Here is a 22,979-nt window from a genome sequence, read left to right on the forward strand (position 1 = left end):
GCACTCGCGCGTTCGCTCTCGAGCGATCGATGCGGTCGCTGCACCGGCGATACCCTCGCGCTCGACCGGCACACCGGTCGGCGGGACGGCCGACTCCGGGGACCGTCCCATCTCTCGACACGGTCGACCCAGGACGACCCGGAGCGGGACCCGTCACCCGTCGTCCGGTCGATATCGAGCGGTGCGTTCATACAACTTTGTTTGAAGTACTGAAGGTTTGGTTGTAAAGATGCAGGTTTCGCTGCGACCGCGCTACTCGTCTCGGCGACTCGGGGGAGGCCGGTTCGGTATCGATCAGGCTGCCCGAACGTGCGTCTCCGTCGTCGACGGCGGGCGATCCCCTCGGTCACTCCTCTTCACCACCGTCTGCTTCGATACCTGTTCTGGACCGTTCGGTGCGATCGCGGCTCCGTCTCGAGAGCATCGGAACGGACCAGTCTAGCGTCAATTTTCGGAAGCCCAACGCGGCGACGTAGACGCCGATCGCCGCGACGACGATCGAGCCGCCGGCGGCGATGGCGTAGGCGTACGAGATCGTCACGCCGACGACCGCCGCGAACTCGGCGGCGAGTATCGCGAGGAGGATCGACCGCTTGAAGCTCCGGGCGACGAGCGCCGCGGTCGCGACCGGCACGACGAGCATCGCCACGACCAGGATGACGCCCATGATCTGCATCGCGCTGACGACGACGAACGCCGTGAGAACGACCGTGAGGCGTTTGTAGCGCCGGACGCCCATTCGCGCCGCTTGAGCGGCCGTCGCGTCGAACGTGACGTACAACAGCGGCCGGTACGCCAGCGAGACGGCGCCGCCGACGAGCAGGCACATGAGGACGAGCAGTCCGACGTCCGCCTTCGAGACGGTCGCCAGACTCCCGAACAGGTAGGCGTCGATCCCGACGGCGATCCCGCCGTCCGTCGCCGTGATGAGAATGCTCCCCATCGCGAAGCCGCCGGTCAGCACGATCGCCAGCGACGTATCGCTGTCCGCGCCGGCGCGCTCGATTAACAACTCGACGAGCAGGGCCGTGACGACTGCCACCGCGAAGGCGGTGAGCAGCGGCGACAGCGACAGCGAGAACGTCGCGTTGACGAACAGCCCGACGGCGACGCCCGCGAAGGCGGTGTGGGCGAGCGTGTCGCCGATCATCGCGAGCTCCCGATGCACGAGGAACGTCCCGACGAGCGGCCCGATAACGGCGATGCACACGGCACCGAGGTACGCCCGCTGCATGTAGGGGTAACTGAGCATCGACGCGCCGAGGAGGTCGGCGAGGCCGTCCATCGCCGCGCCGTAGACGTTCTCGAGGAGCCACTCGAAGAGATCGAACGCGACGCCGAGGAGCCACGCGACCGTCGCCGCGCTCTCTGTCGTCGCTTCGGGAACGGAGAGAGTTCGTGCGCTCATAGTCAGTGATCGTGGTGGACGACGTGCTGGTCGGTCCCGTACGCTTCCGAGAGGGCGTCGGTCGCGACGAACTCTGTCGGGTCGCCGTCGAAGTACAGCCGGCGGTTGAGACACGCGATCTCGGTCGCGTACGTCGTGACGACGCCGATATCGTGTTCGACGAGGACGATCGTCAGCCCGGACGCGTTCAGGTCACTGAGGAGCGTGTAGAACGCCTCCCGCGACTCCGCGTCCACGCCGACGGTCGGTTCGTCGAGTATCAGGAGGTCCGCCTCGGAGGCCAGCGCGCGGGCGATGAACACGCGCTGTCGCTGTCCGCCGGAGAGCCGGCCGATGCGACGCGACGCGAGGTCCGCGATTCCGACACGCGTTATCGCCTCGTCGATCGCCCGGCGATCCGCCTTCGAGAACCGACCGACGAGCCGGTGTGGGTACCGGCCCATCGCGACGACCTCGCGAACCGTTATCGGCACGTCCCGGGCCGTCTCGGTGGCGTTCTGTGCGACGTATCCGATCCGCTCGCCCGCGTCGAACTCGTGTGCGCGCTCGCCGAAGAGCCGCACCGATCCCGCGTCCGGGCGCTCGAGGCCGAGCAGCAGATCGATGAGCGTGCTCTTGCCGCTCCCGTTGGGCCCGACCAGTCCGAGAAATGACCCCGGTTCGACGTCGATCGAGACGTCCTCGAGGACCGGTCGCTCGCCGTATCCGAACGTGACGCCGTCGACGCTGACGACCGGCGCCGTCGCGTCTCGTTCCGTCGTCGATGCGGTCGTCATCGCATCGCCTCCGGGTCGACGAACGCGTCCCCGTGGGCCGTTATCCAGGTCGTCGTCCGGTAGGGGGCGGCCACGTCCGGCGGATAGATCGTACAGACCGGCCGCTCGGCGGGACCGACGACGACCGACAGCAGTTCGGAGCGAGACGGACCGGGCGCTCCCGGTTCCGCCGAGCCGGACCACTCGGGTTCGGGGTCGGTCGATGTCTGATCGCTCATCTCGCGTCGAGCGCCTCCGTCAGCGTCTCGAGGTTGACGTTCTCCATGATCTCGACGTACCCCCAGTCCTCGTCGGCCCACGCCTGCGTCTGGCCAGGAATCGGCGTCAGCGGGAGGATATCCGTCGCGTCCGTCTCCTCGACGAGTTGCTCGGCCGCCGTCTGCGATTCCAGCGGGTCGACGCAGACGTACTCGAGGTCGTGCTCCGCGATGATCTCTTGTGCTCGCTCGATATCCGCCGGGGTCGGCCGGCTGTCGGGTGCCAGCCCAGTCAACGTCTCGACCTCGAAGTCATAGCGGTGACCGAGATACCGGTACGCGTCGTGGCCGGCGACGAGCACGACGTCCGTGGACGCGTCCGCGAGCGTCGACCGGAACGTCTCGTCGAGTTCCTCGAGTCTGGCGCGGTACTCGTCGGCGTTGTCGACGTACGCGTCCTCGTTGGACTCGTCGACGGCGACGAACCCGTCGCGGATGGCCTCGACGGCCGTCATCGCGCGCGTCGGATCGAGCCAGAAGTGCGGATCGGCGCCGGCGTGATCGTGGTCGTGGTCACCTCCGTCGTCGGCGTGCGCTTCCTCGTGGTCGTGATCGCGGCTCTCGTTGCCCCCCTGTTCGTTCTCGTGGTCGTGACCGGCATGCTCCTCGTGATTGCGTTCGTCGTGCTCGTCCGTCTCGCCGTCATCCCGGCCGGCGTCGAGGCGGTCGACGCTCGCGCCGGCGCTGACGAGCCGAACGTCGGCGTCGTCGTCCTCGAGGCTCTCCGCGAGGTCGTCGGCCCAGGGCTGGAAGCCCTCGGCCACGCGGACGAAGAGATCTGACTCGAGGATCGTTCCCTGGATCCGCGGCCCCGGTTCCCAGCCGTGGCCGTGCTTGCCGACGGGGACCAGCGTCTCCGCCGTCGCGGTGTCGCCCGCGACCGCGCTCGCGAAGTCACCGAAGACGAAAAACGAGGATTGAGCCACCGTCCCCGCGTTCTCGGTCGACTCCGACACACACCCCGCGATCGTCCCGACTGCGGCGGCTCCGAACCCCAACTCGATGAATCGTCGACGGCTCTGTCGTGCCATGTATTGCTAGAGCTATCGGAGTAGATAATAAGAATTGTGATTTAGAGTATAGGGTTTAATAATATGGGCCGCAGTCATACCATGCGATCCGATACCGAGCGACAGCGAACGAGCGCAGTCCCGCGGTCACGCTTCTCAGAACCGCTCCCATCGAATGCATCGCGGAACGCGCTCGAGTACCGTCTGGATCAGACGGCAGTCGAACGGCGGACTAGTCTCGAAGAAATCGTGAACAGCGACGCGACTCGAGGCAGCCCTTCGATCGAGTCAAGGACGGCCGTAACGGATTCTCGTACGCGTCCCACTCACGATCGTTCTCGTCGTCTCGCCGGCCCCGAGCCCGCCGCTCGGGACGGTGACCGGAAGCGGTTCGTCGCCCATTTCAGTCGTCGGCGAGCGCCAGTTCGCGCTGTTCGTCGACACCGAAGGGATCCGGGTACTGACTCCAATCGTCGTCCATCTCCCCGTCGGTCAGGAGGCAGTCCTCGAGCCGATCGATGAGGCCCGCCTCGTCGAACTCGCGGCCGATGAACACGAGTTCGGTCCCGCGGTCGCCCCACTCCTCGTCCCAGTCGTCCTCGATACCGGGTCGTGCGGCGAAGTACTGCTCCCGTTCGGCTTCCGGGAGCGTCGCGATCCACGTCCCGCTCGGGCCGGCCCGGACTGACTGTCCGGCCTTGTCCATCCCCATCGCGACGTCCTCTCGCCCGGCCGACCAGAAGAACCCCTTCGCACGGATGACGCCGTCCGGGAGGTCGGCGAGCAGGTGGGAGATCCGTTCCGGGTGAAACGGTCTGTCGGCCTCGAAGACGAACGATTCGACGCCGTGTTCGACAGCGGCGGCGTCGTGATGGTGTCCGCCCTGGAGTTCGCGTTTCCAGCCGGCCGACTGACTCGCGCGCTGGAAGTCGAATCGACCCGTGTTCAGGATCTCGTCCGGATCGACGTTTCCGTGCTCCGTTCGGATGATATCCGCACGCGGCTGGAGCGCGCGGAGCACGGCCTCCATTTCGTCGAGGGCCTCGTCGGGAACGAGATCGCACTTGTTCAACAGGAGGACGTCACAGAACTCGATCTGGTCCATCAGGGCCGCCTCCGGAACCCGGTTCCCCTGCGGCTCGACGGCGGCGTCGGTGAGCGCCTGCCCCGAATCGAACCCCTGCCAGAAGCCGTAGGCGTCGACGACGCTGACCATCGTATCGAGTTCGTAGACGCCGGTCGGATCGAACGACGCGTCTTCGAACCCTCGAGCGAACGTCTGCGCGACCGGGATCGGTTCGCTGATCCCGGACGATTCGACGAGCAGGTAATCGAAGTCTCGGGTCTCCGCCAGTCGACCGACCTCCTCGAGCATGTCGCCGCGGAGACGACAGCAGATACAACCGTTCGAGAGTTCGATGATGTCCTCCTCGTTCTGTGAGAGGTCCGACTCGCGCTCGACGAGTTCGGCGTCGACGTTGACTTCGCCCATATCGTTGACGACGACGGCGGTATTCAGCTCCCTGTTGGCGTTCAAAACGCGGTTGAGCGTCGTCGTTTTCCCCGCGCCGAGGCTCCCGCTCAGAACCGTCACCGGAATCGGTTTCGTGTTCGATGGCACACATGGATTATTAAACTGCTACACTAAAATAGTAACTATTAGCCCTACGTGAGGTATTACTAGCTCAAATTAATAACTAAGACGCTTCTCTTAGTTCCCCGTCTCGTAGTCTCCCGCCTTCCGAATCGTGTTCAGTCACTCGAGACCGTCGCGGATCGAACGCGGCTACAGTGGTCGCAGCAATGGTACCAGCGACGTCGCTGGAGTCCCCCTCGAGAAGTTCGAATCGACGGGCAACTCCATGCGCTGTTATCCAGTACGACTATCTCTATGTCTGATAGCTGTGGTAACAGGCGGAATACCTGATATACGCAATGCGGTATGGAAACTCGTGCTACTGCCGTCGAGTGTCGATCGAATCACGTTGCGATCAACGACGCCGTACTCTCACTCGACGCGGTCTGTGGCTATCTACTACTGCTGGCCTGAAACGGTATATTCCACCCTATACAGTCGTATTCAACGTGGCTGCGCACTCGACGGTTCTCGGCTATTCAGTCGCGAAGGGTGAAGTCTGTTTACACGTGGATGGAGGTTCTCGGAGAGAGAACCGAGACGGTATCGCATAGTCACTCTATACTACTGGAAACATACTTGTCAGCGTAGGACTCATCCTCACTCCGATACACTAACTGCAGATGTGTGTGATAAAATTTGAACTTCGTTATCACACTCCATGCGATACGGAGAGTACGGTCTGGTTCGGGAATGCAATGGAAGCTGAAACCGAAACGGTAGCTGTCAATTCCCATCGACTGGGACCGGATCGGTACCTTTGAATCGACTGGGTACCCCTATCCGACTATGGCAACTGGGATCGCTGTCCTCAATTTCGGCGAACCATCGGAACCGGCACGGGATGCCGTCGTGGACTATCTCGAGCGGATCTTCCTCGCGAACATGGAGATCGAAGGAGACACCACGCCGGACGCCGCCCGCGAACGGGCCCACGAACTGGCAGAGCGTCGCGTCCCCGCGTTGATCGAAGAGTACGAAGCGATCGGCGGCTCGCCGTTAAACGCTCACGCCGAGAAGCAGGCCCGACTGCTCGAGTCCGAACTCGCGAACCGCGGCTACGACGTGACGACGTACAACGGGTTCCAGTTCACCGAGCCCTTCGTGGAGGACGCGGCAGCGGCCGCGTTCGACGACGGCGTGTCGCAGCTCATCGGACTCCCGCTCTATCCCCTCTGTGGCCCGTCGACGACGGTTCAGGCCCTCGAGGACCTCTCTGCGGCCGTCGACGACCAGGGCTGGGACCCGGACTACCACGAGATCACGGGCTGGCACACGCACTCGGCGTACCTGCGAGTGCGCGCCGACGCGATCCGCGACGCGCTCGAGCGCTACGGCCTCGAACTGGGCAGCGACACCCGACTCGTGTTCTCGGCCCACGGCACACCGAAGTACTATCTCGAGGAGGGAAGCCGGTACGCGCAGTACGTCGAGGAATACACGGAAATCATCGGTCGAATGCTCGGCTCACCCGGCTACGAACTCGGCTACCAGAACCACGAGAACCGCGACGTCGAGTGGACGGAGCCCGACGTCGAGTCCGTCGTCGAGGACCTCGACGCCGAACGCATCGTCGTCGACCCCGTCAGCTTCATGCACGAACAGAGCGAGACGCTCTCCGAACTCGATATCGAACTCCGCGAGGAGGCCGAAGCGCAGGGAACGGAGTTCTTCCGGGTGCCGGTTCCCTACGACGACTCCCGCTTCATCGAACTCCTGGCCGACCTCGTCGAGCCCTTCGTCGCCGACTTCGATCCGGAGTACTACGGGTTCCAGTCGTGTACGTGCCGGGACAGTCCGACCGCGATGTGCCTCAACGCCCGACGGAACGAGTCGGCAGCGCGGGACGAGTGACTCGCAGGATGCGTATCGGAATCGTCGGAGCGGGAATTACGGGGCTCACGCTCACGCATTCGCTCGCCGAACGAGGCGTCGACAGCGTCACCTACGAAGCCGCCGCCGACCCAGGCGGTGTCATCGACTCCCGAGTCGTCGATGGCCGCGTCGTCGAGGTCGGACCCCAGCGCCTGCGACTCACCGAGCCGATCGCGGAATTGGTCGACGCGGTCGAGCTGCGGGGCGACCTCGTCGCGGCCGCCGACTCGCTCCCGCTGTACGTCTACAGCGGCGGGCGACTTCGGCGCGTCCCGCGGTCGCTGCGCGGGTTTCTCGAAACGGATCTCCTCTCCTGGCCCGCGAAGCTTCGCGTTCTCGCGGAGCCGTTGACCGGGGATGCAAAGCCCGACGAGTCCGTCGCGGACGTGTTCACCCGAAAGTTCGGACGGGAGGCCTACGACAACCTCGTCGGTCCGATTCTCGGCGGGACGTTCGGCTCCGACCCGGCCGAGATGCCCGCACGACACGCGCTCGAGCCGATTTTCGAACTCGAGCGACGCGAGGGGAACTTGCTCGTGCCCGCCGCCAAACGGCTCCTCGGCTCGAGCGAGTCGCCGCCCCCGGCCTCGTTCGAGGGCGGATTACAGCAGCTCCCGCTGGCGCTCGCGGACGCACACGACGACCGGATTCGGTTCGAAACGCCGGTCCGATCGATACGCGAAGCGGAGGACGAGGTCGCCGTCACGACGGCCGACGGCGACGTCGAGCGATTCGACCAGGTGGTCCTGACGACGCCAGCGGGCCAGACGGCGGACCTGCTCCGAGAGCACGTCCCGCGGACGGCGGCGGCGCTCGACGAACTCACCTACAACCCGCTCGCGCTCGTGCATCTCGTCTCGGACGCTGACGCGACCGGATTCGGGTATCAGGTTCGACGCGGCGAACCGCTCCGAACCCTCGGCGTGTCCTGGAACGCGAGCCTGTTCGACCGCGACGGCGTCTACACGGCCTTCCTCGGCGGCATGAACGACGGCGAGATTCTCGATCGAGACGGCGCGGAAATCGGACGGATCGCGACTCGAGAGTTCGAGCGCGTACTGGGCGCCGAGGCCGACGTCTTGCACGTCGAAACGCTCCCGGCGGCGTTTCCGGCGTACGATTCGTCGTGGAGCGCACTCGACCGGATGCAGCTCCCCGAGCGGATCCACCTCGCGACGAACTACACGGCCCGAATGGGGGTTCCCGCTCGCGTTCGCGAAGCGAACCGCCTCGCGGAGACGTTCGCAGACGGTGGCGGCAACAGCTGAGTGCGACTCGGTTTCGCTACCCGCTGTCTTCGTCCGGGAACGGAACCGATCTATCCTCGCGGTTTTCGCGGTCTCGACGAACACCGTTCCAGTACGAGTACCGGTTCGCTGCCGTCGATCGTCGATGCGCCGTCGAACTCGTCGCGACGACCTTTGCGCGAGCACGGCGACGTTTCACTGTGGCCCGCCGAGTCCGGCGCTACTATGTCGCTGGCAGCGGACGCGTGCGTATGGACGTTGGCCTCACCGTCGGCGAGTCGATCGAGCGAACGGAGCGAACGATCGAGGGGTTCGACCTCGCGGAGCTGTCGATCGGCGAAGGGAGCGATCCGAACGAGATCGACGCGGACCGACTCGAGTCGATTCTCGCCGACGCGGACGCGGATCTCTGCGTTCACTTGCCGTTCGAGCAGGTCGTAGCGACGCCGGTGCCCGAACTCAACGACGCGATCGTCGATTATCTGGCGCGGCTGCTCGAGTGGGCCGGCGCAGCGGACGCGAGGAAGGCCGTGCTTCACGGAACGGCTCGGAATCCGCACGATACGGACCTCCGACCGCTCTTCGCCGACCAGCTCGACGCGATCGGAACGGCCGCCGCCGACGCCGGCGTGGAGCTCGTCGTCGAGAACGTCGGCCATCAGAAGCGCGGGCTGCCGCTTTCGGTGCTGGGCGATCTCGCGGACGAAACGGGGACCGCCGTCTGTTTCGACATCGGACACGCGTACATGGAAGACGGCGACGAGGGCGTCGATCGATTTCTCTCGGAGTACGGCGACCTCGTCTCGCACCTCCACGTCCACGACGCTCGGAGCCGCGGTGACACTCACCTCCCGCTCGGCGCCGGCGAAATCGACTACGGCGTCGTCCGGAAGTACCCCGTGATTCGGAGATATCGAGATTGAATCCCGAGACATATCCGCTTTCTATCCATTTCTCTGCGGTAGATGCGAGCGATCCATCACCCGTCATATATCGGGATATTATCAGTATTCATTACAACCATACGTATGTAATGATTATACGGGCGGAAGAATTCCGCTCCTCTCGAGGGAGCCCGAAGTGAAATGTACCGTATGATTCAGACTCGAGTATCCATATCAGTTCAACGATCTCCCGCGCAGTCGCTCCGGTCGCCTCGAGATCGGGTCGATCGGAGCCGCGATGCTCCACCGCAATGACCCAGTCCAATTCTCAGGGCCGCGGTAGTCCTCGTTCCGGAGATCGACGACGGTGTCAGTTCCCGTTCCCGCGGACTCGACCTGACGGACGCTTTTCGACCCGGAATACGTTACTCTCCTTCGCGGGGATGACTCGTTTCGAAAACGTCGAGAACGTCTGAGACGAGTTCACAGTGGTAGTATCGGATCGTCTCACCGTGTGCGTCGTACTCGATCACTCCCTGGTCCTCGAGCGGTGGCAAATGCTGGTGATGGAGTTCGATCGCCAGCGTTTCGGCGCTGACGCTATCGTCCGAGGCCGATAACTCGTCGACCAGTCGGTCGAACCGGACCCAGTCGTCGTCCACCGTCTCGAGTAGCGAGACGATCGCTCGTCGTCGGGTGTTCGCGAGGAGTCCAATGATCGCGTCTCTCTCACAGGTACATTGCTCGATACCGTTCTCGTCGGTGATTGAACACGAGGTCATGTGGTCCGTCGAGTCAACTATCATCGTACGGCCTCAAGTATCTAGACCGTATTCCTACTGTCTGACACGAATTGATTTATCTGAGTGTCTCGTGAACTGATATCGGAACGCGACGCAGAGCCGTCGAACGACGTGCACTGCCCGGATCGCAATCGATCGCTGACACCGCTACCGTCGCACGCGATCCGGCGAGACGGTGGGCAGGCTATCCGTCGCAACGTCGGACTCGAGAAGGGGGTTCGGTATCGGCGACGTCCGATCAGCCGTGGCTGCTGATAACGATCTGATCGACGTCGTTCTCCTCGGCGAACTCGACGATGTGCCGGATCGGTTCGCCGACGACGGTTGCGGTCGTAATCGTCGGCGATCACCCGTGCGGTCTCGAACAGCGTCTCGGCCCCAGCGTCCATCGTCTCGCAGACGGCCCGTTCGAACCCGCGACCTATACGGACGGCGATCCGACGTACGGTCGCACATGTACTCCGACATCTTGCTCGCGACCGACGGAAGCGAGTGTGCGCGCGAAGCCACGGTTCACGCGATCGACCTCGCGAAGACGTACGACGCGACGCTTCACGTACTCTACGTGATCGAAACCCGGATCGGATACGATACCGGCGTCGTCGATCCGACGACGATCGAGGAGGATCTCCGCGCCGAAGGCGAAGCCGTGCTCGAGGACGTCGCTGCCGAGAGTCGGGCGACGGACGTCCCGTTCGTCAGTCGCCTCCGGACGGGCGTCCCCGAACCAGAGATCGCGGACTACGTCGACGCGGAGGGTATCGATCTCGTCGTTCTCGGTGAACGCGGCAAGTCGACGTTCAAAACGATTCTGCTAGGCAGCACGAGCGAGGCACTCGTCCGTGACCTCTCGATCCCCGTCGTTCTGGTGTCGGCCGACGAGACCGAGACGAAAGATGCGTAGTCGGACGCGGATGGATCATCGTCCACCGCCGCAGACAATACTGTCGCAATAGCCCTATTGTAGAGAGTACGCTCCTCGAGGAGCTGAATCATCTTCAGCACGAACGAGTTAACCGACGGATACAGCCGTGTACGGTCGAGGTAATTCGACATTGGGACGCCGTACGGTGTAGCTACTAGCGGCGAGTGTCAGTAGAAGTCCCGTTGCGCTCTGGCGTCCCGGTAATCGCTAGTTGTGGTCGCGGTCGTCCCCAGTCGCAAACCGCTTTCAGACTCCGTCCGATACCGATCTCTGTCTTCGAAGACTAGTCCTTTTGCGATCGGACGGACCGCCGACGGATTCGGACACGTGGTTGGATCGTGGTCGGTGTTACGAGAAACTCCCGACGATAGCTGCAGTGAAGTGCACTCGACCGAGCAGTTCTCGGAGTGCGTCTCGCATGGAACGACACGGATCGAATGGGTTTCCCGCTCGCGCTCTCGGAGCGACCGGTCTAGTCCCACTCCCAGTTTTTCGCGGTCTCGACGAACGCGGTGACCGACTCGATGGGCGTCTCCTTGTTCACTCCGTGGCCGAGGTTGCAGATGTACCCCTGCGGCCCGGCGGACTCGATCAGCTTCGCGGTCCGATTTCGGACCGTCTCGGAGTCGGCGAACAGGATCGTCGGATCGAGATTGCCCTGAACGGGAATCGTCCCGAGTTCCTCTCGCGCACGCCCCATGTCGACGGTCCAGTCCAGCGAGACGGCGTCGGAACCGGCCGTTCGGAGCTGATCGAGTCGACCGCCCATCCCGCGGACGAACAGGATCGTCGGCGCGTCGACCGCGGAGAGAATCCGCTGGTGGAGCGGGAGCACGTACTCCTCGTAGTCCTGCGGCGGGAGGACGCTCGCGTAGGTGTCGAACAACTGGACGACGTCCGCCCCGTGGTCGACCTGCAGTCGAAGATACTCCGTCACGACGTCCGCGAACCGCTCGAGGAGGCGCTCGAACGCGGCCGGCTGTTCGGCGCGGAACCGACGGATCGCCCCGTTCCGGTGGTCGACGCCGCCGGCGACGGCGTACGACGCGAGCGTAAACGGACCGCCGGCGAATCCGATAACGGCGTCCGTATCGGCGACCGACTCGGACAACCGGTCGAGCAGGTCGGACACGAACTCCAGTTCCGTCTCGACGTCGCGGTGGGTGGACGGCACGTCGTCGGGGCCGTCGACCGGGTTCTCGACGACCGGACCGACGCCGGACTCGACGCGGTAGTGGAACCCGAGCGGCTCGAGACACGTGAGAATATCGGAGAACATCACGACGCCGTCGACGTCGTACCGCTCGTACGGCTGCAGCGTGATCGTCTCGGCGATCTCCGGCGTTTCGATCGCCTCGCGGAACGAGTGCGTGTTTCGGATCTCCCGGTACTCCGGGAGATGCCGTCCGGCCTGGCGCATCATCCAAACCGGCGGCCGTTCGGTGCGTTCGCCCCGCGCCGCTCGAACGAGGAGTGGTGTGGTCATACTCGGACGTCGCCCACCGAGTAAAGAGTAGTTTCGGTTGTCATCCGCCGGATCGATTGGGGAGGGACGCGACCCCGCCGAGATCGATACGGATCGCCTCGAGACCGTCCTCGACGACGCGGACGCCCGACCTCCGTGTCCACCTCCCGTTCGAGCAGGTCGCAGTCACGGCGGTGCCCGTGATCAGCGACGCGTACCGTCGGCTCCCAGCGCCTCCCCGTTCCGGACGGAGACGCACTCGTTCCGCTCCTGTTTCCGCGGGGAATAGGTTTAAGTCCTGTTCACTGTATCAATGATACATGGGACTTGAAACGGTCTTTCTCGCCTGTAAACCCGGCGATGAAGGATTGGGTTCGAAACTCGCAGAGACAGTAGTCGATATCGCAAAGCCGGCGAACGCCCGCGTGGAAGTCGCACAGGTGTTCACGGACGAAGAGTACGAGAACACCACGACGAGTCTCGGTCTGGACGACGAAACCGAGATCGCTCCCGAACGGATCGCGAATCAACACGGAACGTTTCGGACCATCGTCGATCGGTTCGACTCCGAGGGTCTCGAGTACGACGTGAGCACCTCCATCGGGCCGCACGCGAACACCATCGTCGAACTCGCGGCTGACGCGGACCTCCTCGTTATCGCCGGCGACAAGCGATCGCCGGCCGGAAAAGCCATCTTCGGGTCGACGACACAGGAGGTACTGCTCTCGGCTCCTTGCCCGGTGGTGTTCGTCCGGCGGGAGTGAGTCCGAAGCGACGCACCGTGACCTCGATTCAGCGTTTCTTTTGCCCGACTCGTGGTGGAGGTTGGCGGCGACTGCGCCAGAAAGCGACGTCCCTGCTCCCGTCGCATCGGAGAGCGGGCCATTTGTTCGTCCTACCGAAGCCGAACTAGTCGCGGTCTCGCCGGACCGGTGGCCGTATCTGTATTCCATATCGCCTGCCTCGAGCGTGTGGGAATCCGAACGCGTTCGCGGGCCTGCGACGTCAATTGTCGTGTTCAGTGAACGCCTCGCCGGCGTCTTCTGCCATCTCCTTGGCTTCGATATGCGAATACGATTTCCGAACGACCTCCTCACTGTTGTCCAGAAGTCGAGCCGCAGCGGTGAATCCGCGCTGGCGAACCATCACTTCCCCGGCGCCGCGACGTCCCCCGTGTGGAGCGAGATACCCGTGCTTTCCCTCGAGTTCGAGATCCGCGTCCGCACAGAGTCTGCGCATGATCCGGCGAGCGCCGTCGGTGTTGATTGAGGGAGGTGCGATGTCGTGGCCACGCAGCGCTTCGAACACCTCGGTTTGGCCCGTGAGATCATCGACGAACGTCTCGACTTCGTCCGTCGTCCAACCGTGTTCGGCTCGCAACTCGGTCCGAAGCGTTTCGTAAAGCGAAGGCAGGTGAAACGTCGGAAACACCGGCCACTCGTCGCTCGCGGGATCGAGCAATCTTCGATATCGTCGCATAGGGTTTACAGCTTGCTCCGTCAGCGATCGATCGGACCAGTCCTGCTTCTTTGCGAGGACGGTCATCTTCCGGTCTTCGAGAGAGACGTCGCCCCACCGGAGCCCGTTCCGACGGTCGTCCTTTGGATCCGCGAAGATTTCCCCGCCGCGGACGCCGGAGTAACAGAGGATGTAGACGAGGGCTCGGTCGCGGAACGCTTTGATCGCGCCGAACCCCTTCTCGTCAGCGGCGTCGTGGGCGCGCTCGTCGACGTGGCGCGTGATCAGGAGTCGGTGTTCGTCGGTCCAGGCCTGCTGATCGCCCGATCGACGGCCGTCGTTCTCGGGAAGGGGCTCCTTCGCGAGGTTTCGCTGCGCGTAGTTCGCCTCGAGGAGCCCCTCGCGAACGCACCAGCCGATGTACGCGCTCACCTGCGCGTAGTACGTCCGGATCGTCCCCGGTGTGAGATCGCGAGTGGTGAGTTCGCGGGCATATCGACGGAACGTCCGCTCGTCGATCTCGTCGAACGTCGTGCCGGATTGCGCGTCCGCTTCGAGCCACCCGAGGAAGTCCTCGACGCAGCGCTCGAGGTTCCGCCGGTAGTTGCCGCTGTCTGCGCCGCCCTTCGACTTCGATTGGAGGAAGTCCTCGAGCGGGTCACCGACCGGCATCGGTTCGGAACTCACGCTCGATCACCGTCCCGCCTCCTGTTCCAGTTCATCGTTCGTGATCCAGAGATGGAGCGAACTCTTATAAAACCACACTAATCAAGTGTGTTCGAAGAAGATAACTACTCCACGGAGATCGGATGACGAATACGGCACACGAATGCGTTCTGGATCACGGATCGTGTGCAGGGTTATCCAACGTCCCCTCGACGCGATATTGCTATCTTCGATGCGCGTTCCGTTCATCTGCGAGCCCATCTGGATGCACCGCACGAAAAGGTGAACCGGGAACATGCCGGCCGTACGTCGGCGTCTGTCCCTTACTGTGTGACCCTCAAACGACCGATCGGAACGATAGCGTTTGCGGGCCACCTTGTCTCCTGTCCGAAAGCCGGCCAGGATTATTACAGGAGTACGGGTGTAAACGGCCCGTATGCCGTAGTCGATGCCAGTTGTTCTCAGTTCGCCACGGGACGAGATGCGTGGCAACGCTGAACTCGTCCGTCCCGTTTCTCACCGGATTCGCTGAACAGCGACTGAACGTCGTTAGCGGGAGAACAAATTGGGACGAACGGCCTCTTTAGCGAGATGCGAAACAGAGTTCTATCCACGCGGCTCCAGATGGGTTAGAAACCCTCTTGGGATTCCGCCAATGAAAGAAAATACTGAGATCCTATTTTCGATCATGGGGAAAACCAATGAAGTATCCTCGAGGAGGGGTGAAGAGAGTAGATATCCCCGTCTCCGCCCCCAACGGATTAGCGAGAAGCGAATTCCGACTGAGCTACTGACCCTCGGAATCCTCGAGAGAGCGAACCGCGGGCCTCCCGAGTGAGTCGTTCAGACGGACTCAAGCAGTCACAGCGGAGAAACAATTATAATAATTCGGATTGTGAGAATTGAGCATGGTAATCGTTGCAGCAGTCGACCGTTCGGAGCGAGCGCCAGCCGTTCTCGACCAGGCGGCCACCTTAGCCGACCAGTTCGGAGAGTCCCTACACGTCATCCACGTGATGACGCGATCAGAGGCTATCGACGCCGAAACCACGGGCATCAGCAAGGACGAGGGCGTCGAGATATCGGAGTTGCGCGCAGTTGCTGCAGGCGTAGTGACGGACCTGCTCGAGGATCATCCCGTCTCGGTCGAAACGACGGAAATCGGACGGATCGGGGATCCGGCGGACGAAATCATCGAGTACGCGGAGGACCACGATGCGCGGTACATCGTTGTCGGTCCCCGGCGGCGGTCGCAAACGGGGAAGATGCTCTTCGGGAGCGTCGCTCAGTCCATCCTTCTCAACACGAACCGGCCGGTCGTGTCCGTGTTGGGCTAGCGAGCGAACCGGAGTACGGTCCGTAGCGATCTCTCGTGCGCTTCGACACCGGTCGGGGACCGATCGCGGCGTGTATCGCGACAGAGTGCAGGATCGACTGCTCGGGTGAACCCGTAGATCGGTTGATGTGCGAGCGTCGCTGACCGATGCTGACACCGTCTGGCTTCTCATCTCGCGAAGGCAAATAACCGGTATGGTGCGAACGAGTCTGTCGGCCTCTTTCGGGTCATAGTCGCTAGAGAGGCTCTCAATACGCCACCTATTCGGCCGGTTTCTCGCCGAAGAGTCCTAGCGCTTCATCGGGAGTGACTCCTAGCGCCGGTTGGCTATTCCGTTCTATACGCGTGCACGGAAAAGCGGACCATCGATACCCCTCGTATTCGATGGTATGCTCCTCTTCGTTACCCACTCGGGGACGCTCCGTTACCCACTCGAGCGTTAATGCGAGGTCTGATTCCTCGCTAGCAGGGGGTGCAGCTGATCCCGATACGCTCCGATCAGTTCGACTCGCTTGTACAATCAGCCTGCTAATGAATTAGAACGAGGTAATCCCCCCAATCTTTATGCATAATTAGCTTCTTGTGTAGTATGGGATACCATGGCAGAACAAGGACGGAGACCGCTATTGAAAGCTATCGGTGGCACTGCAACGCTCGGTATCAGCGCTCTCGCCGGCTGTATCGGCGATGGGGCGTCCGGGGACACCTTCCAGATCGCTGCGACGTTCAACCAAGATCACCCGCAAGTACAACTCCTCGAGCGATGGGGAGAGAACGTCTCGAACGAGACCGACGGAAGCCTGAGCATCGAGTACGTGAGCCTCGGCGGAGAGGAAGATCACATAAGCGCCACGTCCTCCGGGAGTATCGCTGGCCACGGCGTCGCGATGACGGCGCTCACCCAGTCGTACGGTACCGAGTACGGGTTCCTGGAAGCGCCGTTCGTCGCCGAGGACTGGGAGCACTTTCAGGCGCTCATGGACGAGTACGTCTACGGCGACGGCGGGTTCAACGATCAACTGATAAACGACGCCAACCAGCGAATCCTGGGGTCGGCGTTCCGCGGGCTTCGAGGAACGACCGCGAACAAAGAAGTGAGCGAGCCGTCCGATATCGAGGGCATCAAGATGCGACTCCCCGAGTTCGAGACGTGGGTCAACAGCTGGGAAGAGATCGGCGCCCAGGCGACGCCCGTTCCGTACGACGAACTGTACCAGGCCCTTCAGACGGGCGTCGTGTCGTCCTCCGAGGGACCGATCGCACAGTTCGTGGATTCCAGCCTGTACGAGGTGCAAACGCACTTCTCGCAGACCGATCATCTCCTCCAGACGCAGAATTGGGTGATCAACGAGGATCGGTGGCAGAGTCTGGACGAAAGCGAGCAGGAAGCGATGCAGACGGCGCTCGACGAAGCGATCGAGTGGGGCAACGAGGAGACTCGGTCCCAAGCGGAGGAGCTCTACCAGATGGTACAAGACGAGCACGACGTAACGGTCGTCTCCAGTGATGATGTCGACCAAGACGCGTTCCGGAGCGCCGCGGAGCCGCAGTTAGAAGCGTTCTTCAGCGACCGCTGGGAGCCGAGCCTGGAAGACGTGCAGTCGTTAGCCTAACGTGGATGAACGTGAATAGAGAACACCATGACTAGCATACGAGATATAGTCACCCTGAATTCCGCGATGTCTGCCGGTCCCCTGATGGACAGGATAGAACAGCTGCTGGGCGGCCTCGGGAAGCTCACCCTGGCGACGATGGGAGTGATCGTCGGGCTACAGATACTCTTCCGATTCGTTCCGGTGAGTTTCCCGAGCGTTTGGACGACTGAAGTCGCTCGATACCTGCTCGTATTCATGACGCTAACCGGCGTTCCGTACGCGATGCGACGTGAAAATCACATCTCGGTACGACCGCTGCTGCGGATGGTCTCCGATTCGATTCGGAACCTCATGATCACGCTCTCGAACGTCCTGGTCGTCGTGATGTGCTCGATCGTGGTGCTATCCGGGTTCACCATCCTGGAGCGAACGATGTTGCAGTCGCTCCCGACGGTCGGCTGGCTGAAGGTCGGATACTTGATGATCTACCTCATCGCCGTGTTCGGCCTCTGCATCGTGTTCATCTTCGAGCAGACGGCGCGGATCTGGACCGGCGAAGCCACGGAGCCGGACGTCCGGGTGGTCAACGATGACTGATCCGCTAGTGCTGGCCATGCTGTTCGTCGTGCCGTTGCTAGTCATGTACGTGTTCGGCGTTCACGTCGCGTTCGCACTCGGATTAGTCTCCGCGCTGGTAATGTTGCTCGGCGTCGGTCCGACGTGGACCGTCGAGACGTTCGCGAATCAGATGTACAGCTCGCTAAACAGCTTCACGCTGCTCGCGATTCCGTTCTTCCTGTTCGCGGGGCGGATGATGAACTCGATCGGCCTGACGGACGACATCTTCGACTTCGCCGAAGCGCTCGTTCGTCCGCTCCCCGGCGGGCTCGGCCACGTGAACGTCGTGGTGAGTATCATCTTCTCCGGGATGAGCGGCGCGGCAGTGGCGGACGCCGCCGGGCTCGGGTCCATCGAGTACGAAGCGATGACCAGCCGCGGGTACGACGGTCCGACCGCGGCCGGAATCACCGGCGCGTCCTCGACCATCGGCCCGATCATCCCGCCGAGTATTCCGATCATCGTCTACGGTGTGACCGCGCAGGTCTCGATCGGGGCCCTCTTCCTCGCCGGGATCCTCCCCGGCCTAGTGATGGGCCTCGGCCTCATGGCGTTCATCACCGTCGGCGCGCTGAGGAGCGGCACGGCGACCGTAGAGGCGTTCAGCCTCCGCGAACTCTTCGAGACGAGCATTCGGGCGCTGCCCGGCCTCATCGCGCCGGCGATCATCATCGGCGGCATCGCGACCGGTCTGTTCACCCCGACCGAGGCGGCCGCCGTCGCCGGAATCTACGCGGTTGTGCTGGGCGGGCTCTACTACCGAAACTTAGATCCGAGCAAGCTCTGGTCCATCCTCGGCGACACGTTCGAGGACACCGCCGTGCTGACGCTCATCATCGCGTTCGCAAACATCTACGGGTTCGTCCTCACCATCTCGGGCCTGCCGACGGTTCTCACCGAGCAGCTCCTGACTATCTCGTCGGAGCCGACGATCCTGCTCCTCCTGTTCGCCCTGTTCTTCCTGATCCTCGGCACGTTCATGGAGACCATCGCGATCATCATGATCGTCGTTCCGATCGTCGCCCCGATACTTCCACAGATCGGCATCGATCCGATCCACTTCGGTATCGTGATGATGGTCGCCCTGATGATCGGACTCATCTCGCCGCCGTTCGGCGTCGTGCTCTTCGCACTGGAACGCGTCACCGATCTGGATATCGAGGATATCATCAAGGGGATCATCCCGTACTACATTCCGTTGCTCGGGGCCCTGGTACTGCTGATCCTCTTCCCCTCGATCGTCCTCACCGTCCCTCGCTACTTAGGTCTCGCGTAACACCTCTTTTGCCTTCCAGCGGTTCAGTCACCTACTCGCGCGGCGTTCTCGAATTCGTCACGCACCGATCGCTCGAGGAGAAAGAGCACTCGAAAACGCGCCCAGACCGAGCGACCGGAGGATCCGGACTTGACTTCGATCAGTTATCGACGAGGTCCTCGAACTCCGCTCGCGCCGCGTCGCTACCCGACGAGAGGTAGGCGATATCGGCGCCGGCTATCAGGAAGTCGATGCCCGCATCGGTCCAGCGGTGGATGCTCTCGCGGTCGGTGGCCAACATCCCGACGGCCTTGTCGTGGTTCCGTGCCGTCGTTACTATTGAGTCCAACGCGGACTCGAACCGCTCGTCCTCCCACTGACCGAAGACGCCGAGCGACGCCGAGAGGTCTCCGTGACCGACGATGACCGCGTCGACGCCGTCGACGGAGACGATGTCCGCCGCGTTTTCCACGCCACGTTCCGTTTCGATCTGGAGGATCGTGACCAACTCGTCGTCGGCCGTTTCGAAATACTCCTCGAAGGTGCGGCCGTAATCGGACGCTCGAGCGGGCGCGACACCGCGGGTTCCCTCCGGCGGGTATCGCATCGCGTCGACGGCTCGCTCCGCCTGCTCGGCGGTTTCGATCATCGGAATCATGAGCCCCGCGACGCCGAGGTCGAGGACGCGCTTGATCCAGGCCGAGTCGTTCAACGGGACGCGGACGATAGGCGCCGCGTCGCGGTGAACTGCCCGGAGCAGATTGCCGACCGTCTCCAGTCCCATGTCGGTGTGTTCCGTATCGATAACGACGAAATCGAATCCCTCGGAACAGATTTCAGCGACGGCCGGATGACCGATCGAGATCCAGTTCCCCGTCGCGGGTTCGCCCGGCTGAAACAACTGCCGTGTATCGTCCGTCATAGGTACACGAAACGACACCCGCGATTAAAAACTTGCTGCCCGGAGGGCTCTCCGCGGGATCCTCTCGGCTCCAGGGTGCCAGATATCGGGTCGACCGCGACTCGCCGGTCCGTGCTCGGTCGCCAGTATCGCTCTCCTCGAATATCGTACCCGTCCGCAGCGGAGTTGCGTGCTCCGAACCGTTTCTCCGCCAGTAGCGGCGGCGGCACACTTATATAGGTGGGTGAACAACTACCACAGGAATCATGCCCGATTGGTTAGCGGATGATGTAGCGGTAGTTACTGGCGGCTCGAGCGGTAACGGACGAGCGATCAGCCTGACGCTGGCAGAGCACGGTGCGAACGTCGTCGTCGCCGACCTGCAGTCGGACCCCCGCGGCGGCGGTACCCCGACGCACGAGAAAATTCAGCAAGAGTACGGCCAGGAAGCGGCCTACGTCGAATGCAACGTCGCCAACGTTTCGGACCTTCGAGAAGCGATCGCCGCCGCCGACGAGCTCGGTGGCGTCTCGATCATGGTCAACAACGCCGGCATCACGCACAGCAACGAGTTCCTCGAGACGACCGAGGAGGACTTCGACCGGATCATGGATATCAACGTCAAAGGCGTGTTCTTCGGCGCTCAGGCGGCTGCCGAGAGCATGATCGAAGCGGGACGGAGCGGCTCGATCATCAACATGTCCAGCGTCACGTCGTTTATCGGCCGCGGCGACGGCGTGCGGTACTCCACGTCGAAAGGCGCGGTCGAATCGATGACGTACGCGCTGGCGGACCGACTCGGTCCCGAGGGCATTCGCGTGAACTCGATCCACCCGAGCATGATCGAGACGCCCATGACGGAGGACGACCTCGAGCTGATCGACAACGAATCGTCCGAGAAACACGAGCAAGCGACGCCGCTCGGTCGGATCGGCCAGCCACAGGACGTGGCGGACACCGCGCTGTACCTCGCCAGCCCGCTCGCGAGCTTCATCAACGGCGAGAAGATGGTCGTCGACGGCGGCGTCACGACCACGATGGGCGGCGGCTACTAACGATCAGTTGACCGGTCACACGCGACGAACGCTGTGTAGCGCCACCGCTGAGTACAAGACGGGTCCGTACGCGGAACGGTACTGACGAGACTGCGGTGGCGCCAACAGTGTCCGGAGTCCGACGATAGCCTCGTCCTCGAGCAGAAGCGGTTCGGCGAGAACAGTATTTTTCGGCCGGCGGTGATTCCGCCGCCGTTCGGCTCTCGATCGTGGCTCGGCTAGCCGTGTAATTGACGACCGTCACAGCCGCCGGGAAAAGCTGAATCGGTTCTGAACGCGGCCGTTCACTGGTCGCGAGAACACGCCGTCGCGCTACTCACCGTCAGCGGCAATCGGTGGCAGTTCGCGTCAGCGGTTCCGAACCTGCAGATCGCTCGCTACGCTCGCTCATCGACGGGACGCGGATCTTCGACGATTTGCATGGGGAGCGGCGTGTCGTGATAATCGAGCGTGGTGATCTTCCAGTCGATCCCGTCTCGGATCTCGTCGACGAAACCGTATCCCAGCACCTCGAGTTCCGCCCGGCGCCGTTCGATATCGTCGACCTCGAACGCGATGTGGAAGAAGCCGGGACCGTGCTCCTGGAGGTGCTCGTAGTGCCACCCGCGCTCGGCGGTCGGAGACGTGAACTCGATGATGGTCTCGCCGATCGAGTAGAGCGCGACCTCGCAGTGGTCGTCCTCGAAGTGGACCTTTTGAATCCGATCCATGCCGAAGTCGTCCTCGAACACAGCCGTGTACTCGTCTATCTCCTTCTCGACGCCGCCGATAAGTATCGCTATGTGATGGATTCGCTCGAACACACCGAAGAGTGCGTTCCTCGGTCACAAATAACTTTTCCCGCGGTAACTCCACGCACGAGACGTTCACAGGTGGGGGATGCTAAACTAGCAAATATTTCATCTACCCAAATATTTTTATAATTTCGGAACGGCGTATGAACCACGATGCCAAGAGACATCCGACTAGTCGATAGCATCACCCAGCCGAAGGAATCGCGAGGGTCGGTCATCGTCGCCGGCAGCCACGGCGGCATCTCGTCGGGACGATACGCGGCACAGCTCGGGCTCACCGGGATCGTCTTCAACAACGCCGGTGTGGGGAAAGACGACGCCGGGATCGAATCGCTCTCCTACCTCGAGGAGCTCGGTCTGCCGGCCGCGACGATCGACAACCAGAGCGCGCGAATCGGCGACGGCGTGGATATGGCTCGAGGCGGCGAGATCAGCCACGTCAACGCCGTCGCCGAAGACTGCGGTTGCGAAGTCGGCCAGTCCGCCCTCGAGTGCGCGGCGACGATGCACGACGCGGGCGTCGAACCCGTACAGGAAGACGTCGGAAGCGAGATGACCCAGGCGAGGGTCGACGACGGCGAGGTGCCGGTCTGGACCCTGGATTCGATCGGATTGATCTCCGACGAACACGAGGGGGCGATCACGGTCACCGGAAGCCACGGCGAGCGCCTCGCCGGCGAGTTCGACTCCTACATCCAAGCCGACGTCGCGGGAATCACGCTCTTCGACGCGGGCGTCGGCAAAGATGACGCCGGCATCGGCCGACTTCGAACGATGAACGAACGGGGGATTCCCGCCGCGACCGTCGACGTCGAGTCGGCGCGAATCGGCGATTCGAAATCGGCCCTCGACGGCGGCGTTCTCAGCCACGTCAACGACGTCGCCTCGGACCTCGGAATCGAACCCGGCGACAGCTGTTCGAGCTTCGTCGAAACCGTTCGCGCGTCCGAGCGGCAGTGACTCCTGGGTGGAAGTACGGACCAGCGGACGCTGAGCCAGGGATCGAGCGATCAGC

At 62.7% G+C, this 22,979-nt stretch carries 22 protein-coding genes; 11 read left to right on the plus strand and 11 right to left on the minus strand.

Annotated elements, in window-relative coordinates; genetic code table 11:
- Positions 1 to 346: 346 nt before the first annotated feature.
- The 5 genes from WD430_RS19325 to WD430_RS19345 form a co-directional block, all read right to left on the minus strand.
- Positions 347 to 1,285, minus strand: a complete 939-nt coding sequence (locus WD430_RS19325; RefSeq protein ID WP_339106164.1) for a metal ABC transporter permease — start codon at positions 1,283 to 1,285, stop codon at positions 347 to 349.
- Positions 1,286 to 1,410: 125 nt separating this feature from the next.
- Positions 1,411 to 2,184: a metal ABC transporter ATP-binding protein gene (locus WD430_RS19330; RefSeq protein WP_339106074.1), complete on the minus strand. Its 774-nt coding sequence runs from the start codon at positions 2,182 to 2,184 to the stop codon at positions 1,411 to 1,413.
- Positions 2,181 to 2,402, minus strand: a complete 222-nt coding sequence (locus tag WD430_RS19335) for a hypothetical protein (RefSeq protein ID WP_339106075.1) — start codon at positions 2,400 to 2,402, stop codon at positions 2,181 to 2,183. Before WD430_RS19335 ends, WD430_RS19330 begins: the two co-directional genes overlap by 4 nt.
- On the minus strand, positions 2,399 to 3,472 hold the full coding sequence (locus WD430_RS19340) for a metal ABC transporter substrate-binding protein (protein WP_339106076.1): 1,074 nt from the start codon (positions 3,470 to 3,472) through the stop codon (positions 2,399 to 2,401). The genes WD430_RS19335 and WD430_RS19340 overlap by 4 nt, the downstream gene beginning before the upstream one ends.
- Positions 3,473 to 3,854: 382 nt before the next feature.
- Positions 3,855 to 5,072: a GTP-binding protein gene (locus WD430_RS19345; RefSeq protein WP_339106077.1), complete on the minus strand. Its 1,218-nt coding sequence runs from the start codon at positions 5,070 to 5,072 to the stop codon at positions 3,855 to 3,857.
- A gap of 804 nt (positions 5,073 to 5,876) precedes the next feature.
- Between WD430_RS19345 and hemH the strand changes: the two genes are divergently transcribed.
- The 3 genes from hemH (at position 5,877) to WD430_RS19360 (ending at position 9,132) form a co-directional block, all read left to right on the plus strand.
- Positions 5,877 to 6,941 (plus strand): ferrochelatase, encoded by a 1,065-nt coding sequence (hemH, locus tag WD430_RS19350; RefSeq protein ID WP_339106078.1) that lies wholly within the window; start codon positions 5,877 to 5,879, stop codon positions 6,939 to 6,941.
- 8 nt (positions 6,942 to 6,949) lie between these two features.
- Positions 6,950 to 8,230 carry a protoporphyrinogen oxidase gene (hemG, locus tag WD430_RS19355; RefSeq protein WP_339106079.1) on the plus strand — a complete coding sequence of 427 codons (1,281 nt, stop codon included), beginning with the start codon at positions 6,950 to 6,952 and terminating at the stop codon, positions 8,228 to 8,230.
- Between the two features lie 230 nt (positions 8,231 to 8,460).
- Positions 8,461 to 9,132, plus strand: a complete 672-nt coding sequence (locus WD430_RS19360) for a sugar phosphate isomerase/epimerase (RefSeq protein ID WP_339106080.1) — start codon at positions 8,461 to 8,463, stop codon at positions 9,130 to 9,132.
- A gap of 386 nt (positions 9,133 to 9,518) precedes the next feature.
- On the opposite strand, the gene WD430_RS19365 is transcribed toward WD430_RS19360, so the two are convergent.
- Both WD430_RS19365 and WD430_RS22635 read right to left on the minus strand, forming a co-directional pair.
- Positions 9,519 to 9,875, minus strand: a complete 357-nt coding sequence (locus WD430_RS19365) for an ArsR family transcriptional regulator (RefSeq protein ID WP_339106081.1) — start codon at positions 9,873 to 9,875, stop codon at positions 9,519 to 9,521.
- A gap of 259 nt (positions 9,876 to 10,134) precedes the next feature.
- Positions 10,135 to 10,233 (minus strand): universal stress protein, encoded by a 99-nt coding sequence (locus WD430_RS22635; RefSeq protein ID WP_407067155.1) that lies wholly within the window; start codon positions 10,231 to 10,233, stop codon positions 10,135 to 10,137.
- A 117-nt stretch (positions 10,234 to 10,350) separates the two neighbouring features.
- On the opposite strand from WD430_RS22635, the gene WD430_RS19370 reads away from it, so the two are divergent.
- Complete coding sequence (locus WD430_RS19370) at positions 10,351 to 10,800, plus strand: universal stress protein (protein WP_339106082.1); 450 nt, start codon at positions 10,351 to 10,353, stop codon at positions 10,798 to 10,800.
- 493 nt (positions 10,801 to 11,293) lie between these two features.
- On the opposite strand, the gene hemE is transcribed toward WD430_RS19370, so the two are convergent.
- Positions 11,294 to 12,307, minus strand: coding sequence for a uroporphyrinogen decarboxylase (hemE, locus tag WD430_RS19375; RefSeq protein ID WP_339106083.1), 1,014 nt, complete (start codon positions 12,305 to 12,307; stop codon positions 11,294 to 11,296).
- Between the two features lie 299 nt (positions 12,308 to 12,606).
- On the opposite strand from hemE, the gene WD430_RS19380 reads away from it, so the two are divergent.
- The gene (locus WD430_RS19380; protein ID WP_339106084.1) at positions 12,607 to 13,050 is read left to right on the plus strand and encodes a universal stress protein; all 444 of its coding nucleotides are present in this window, start codon (positions 12,607 to 12,609) and stop codon (positions 13,048 to 13,050) included.
- A 241-nt stretch (positions 13,051 to 13,291) separates the two neighbouring features.
- Here WD430_RS19380 and WD430_RS19385 read toward each other — a convergent pair whose 3' ends face one another.
- Entirely contained in the window at positions 13,292 to 14,416 is a 1,125-nt protein-coding gene (locus WD430_RS19385) for a tyrosine-type recombinase/integrase (protein WP_407067156.1), read from the minus strand.
- 902 nt (positions 14,417 to 15,318) lie between these two features.
- On the opposite strand from WD430_RS19385, the gene WD430_RS19390 reads away from it, so the two are divergent.
- The 4 genes from WD430_RS19390 (at position 15,319) to WD430_RS19405 (ending at position 19,235) form a co-directional block, all read left to right on the plus strand.
- Positions 15,319 to 15,747: a universal stress protein gene (locus WD430_RS19390; RefSeq protein WP_339106086.1), complete on the plus strand. Its 429-nt coding sequence runs from the start codon at positions 15,319 to 15,321 to the stop codon at positions 15,745 to 15,747.
- A 598-nt stretch (positions 15,748 to 16,345) separates the two neighbouring features.
- Complete coding sequence (locus WD430_RS19395; RefSeq protein WP_339106087.1) at positions 16,346 to 17,359, plus strand: TRAP transporter substrate-binding protein; 1,014 nt, start codon at positions 16,346 to 16,348, stop codon at positions 17,357 to 17,359.
- A gap of 27 nt (positions 17,360 to 17,386) precedes the next feature.
- Entirely contained in the window at positions 17,387 to 17,938 is a 552-nt protein-coding gene (locus WD430_RS19400; RefSeq protein WP_339106088.1) for a TRAP transporter small permease subunit, read from the plus strand.
- On the plus strand, positions 17,931 to 19,235 hold the full coding sequence (locus tag WD430_RS19405) for a TRAP transporter large permease (RefSeq protein WP_339106089.1): 1,305 nt from the start codon (positions 17,931 to 17,933) through the stop codon (positions 19,233 to 19,235). The genes WD430_RS19400 and WD430_RS19405 overlap by 8 nt, the downstream gene beginning before the upstream one ends.
- 139 nt (positions 19,236 to 19,374) lie before the next feature.
- Here the strand turns inward: WD430_RS19405 and WD430_RS19410 are convergent, their stop codons facing one another.
- A complete protein-coding gene (locus WD430_RS19410) occupies positions 19,375 to 20,136 on the minus strand; it encodes an aldolase/citrate lyase family protein (RefSeq protein ID WP_339106090.1) in 762 nt (253 codons plus the stop codon).
- Between the two features lie 245 nt (positions 20,137 to 20,381).
- Here WD430_RS19410 and WD430_RS19415 point away from each other — a divergent pair, with 245 nt between their 5' ends.
- A complete protein-coding gene (locus WD430_RS19415; RefSeq protein ID WP_339106091.1) occupies positions 20,382 to 21,170 on the plus strand; it encodes an SDR family oxidoreductase in 789 nt (262 codons plus the stop codon).
- A gap of 377 nt (positions 21,171 to 21,547) precedes the next feature.
- On the opposite strand, the gene WD430_RS19420 is transcribed toward WD430_RS19415, so the two are convergent.
- The gene (locus WD430_RS19420) at positions 21,548 to 21,973 is read right to left on the minus strand and encodes a VOC family protein (RefSeq protein ID WP_339106092.1); all 426 of its coding nucleotides are present in this window, start codon (positions 21,971 to 21,973) and stop codon (positions 21,548 to 21,550) included.
- Positions 21,974 to 22,117: 144 nt separating this feature from the next.
- Here WD430_RS19420 and WD430_RS19425 point away from each other — a divergent pair, with 144 nt between their 5' ends.
- The gene (locus WD430_RS19425) at positions 22,118 to 22,924 is read left to right on the plus strand and encodes a hypothetical protein (RefSeq protein ID WP_339106093.1); all 807 of its coding nucleotides are present in this window, start codon (positions 22,118 to 22,120) and stop codon (positions 22,922 to 22,924) included.
- The last annotated feature ends 55 nt before the right edge of the window (positions 22,925 to 22,979 follow it).

This window comes from Haloterrigena sp. KLK7, assembly GCF_037914945.1.
Lineage (GTDB): Archaea > Halobacteriota > Halobacteria > Halobacteriales > Natrialbaceae > Haloterrigena > Haloterrigena salinisoli.

Excerpts from the sequence above, each read along its gene's own strand:
- WD430_RS19390 (WP_339106086.1), top strand. The coding sequence starts at position 15,319 with ATGGTAATCGTTGCAGCAGTCGACCGTTCGGAGCGAGCGCCAGCCGTT.
- hemH (WP_339106078.1), top strand. The coding sequence starts at position 5,877 with ATGGCAACTGGGATCGCTGTCCTCAATTTCGGCGAACCATCGGAACCG.
- WD430_RS19360 (WP_339106080.1), top strand. The coding sequence starts at position 8,461 with ATGGACGTTGGCCTCACCGTCGGCGAGTCGATCGAGCGAACGGAGCGA.
- WD430_RS19330 (WP_339106074.1), bottom strand. The coding sequence starts at position 2,184 with ATGACGACCGCATCGACGACGGAACGAGACGCGACGGCGCCGGTCGTC.
- WD430_RS19405 (WP_339106089.1), top strand. The coding sequence starts at position 17,931 with ATGACTGATCCGCTAGTGCTGGCCATGCTGTTCGTCGTGCCGTTGCTA.
- WD430_RS19335 (WP_339106075.1), bottom strand. The coding sequence starts at position 2,402 with ATGAGCGATCAGACATCGACCGACCCCGAACCCGAGTGGTCCGGCTCG.
- WD430_RS19325 (WP_339106164.1), bottom strand. The coding sequence starts at position 1,285 with ATGGACGGCCTCGCCGACCTCCTCGGCGCGTCGATGCTCAGTTACCCC.
- WD430_RS19380 (WP_339106084.1), top strand. The coding sequence starts at position 12,607 with ATGGGACTTGAAACGGTCTTTCTCGCCTGTAAACCCGGCGATGAAGGA.
- WD430_RS19385 (WP_407067156.1), bottom strand. The coding sequence starts at position 14,416 with ATGCCGGTCGGTGACCCGCTCGAGGACTTCCTCCAATCGAAGTCGAAG.
- WD430_RS19425 (WP_339106093.1), top strand. The coding sequence starts at position 22,118 with ATGCCAAGAGACATCCGACTAGTCGATAGCATCACCCAGCCGAAGGAA.
- hemE (WP_339106083.1), bottom strand. The coding sequence starts at position 12,307 with ATGACCACACCACTCCTCGTTCGAGCGGCGCGGGGCGAACGCACCGAA.
- WD430_RS19340 (WP_339106076.1), bottom strand. The coding sequence starts at position 3,472 with ATGGCACGACAGAGCCGTCGACGATTCATCGAGTTGGGGTTCGGAGCC.
- WD430_RS19395 (WP_339106087.1), top strand. The coding sequence starts at position 16,346 with ATGGCAGAACAAGGACGGAGACCGCTATTGAAAGCTATCGGTGGCACT.
- WD430_RS19365 (WP_339106081.1), bottom strand. The coding sequence starts at position 9,875 with ATGACCTCGTGTTCAATCACCGACGAGAACGGTATCGAGCAATGTACC.
- WD430_RS19415 (WP_339106091.1), top strand. The coding sequence starts at position 20,382 with ATGCCCGATTGGTTAGCGGATGATGTAGCGGTAGTTACTGGCGGCTCG.
- hemG (WP_339106079.1), top strand. The coding sequence starts at position 6,950 with ATGCGTATCGGAATCGTCGGAGCGGGAATTACGGGGCTCACGCTCACG.
- WD430_RS19410 (WP_339106090.1), bottom strand. The coding sequence starts at position 20,136 with ATGACGGACGATACACGGCAGTTGTTTCAGCCGGGCGAACCCGCGACG.
- WD430_RS19370 (WP_339106082.1), top strand. The coding sequence starts at position 10,351 with ATGTACTCCGACATCTTGCTCGCGACCGACGGAAGCGAGTGTGCGCGC.
- WD430_RS19400 (WP_339106088.1), top strand. The coding sequence starts at position 17,387 with ATGACTAGCATACGAGATATAGTCACCCTGAATTCCGCGATGTCTGCC.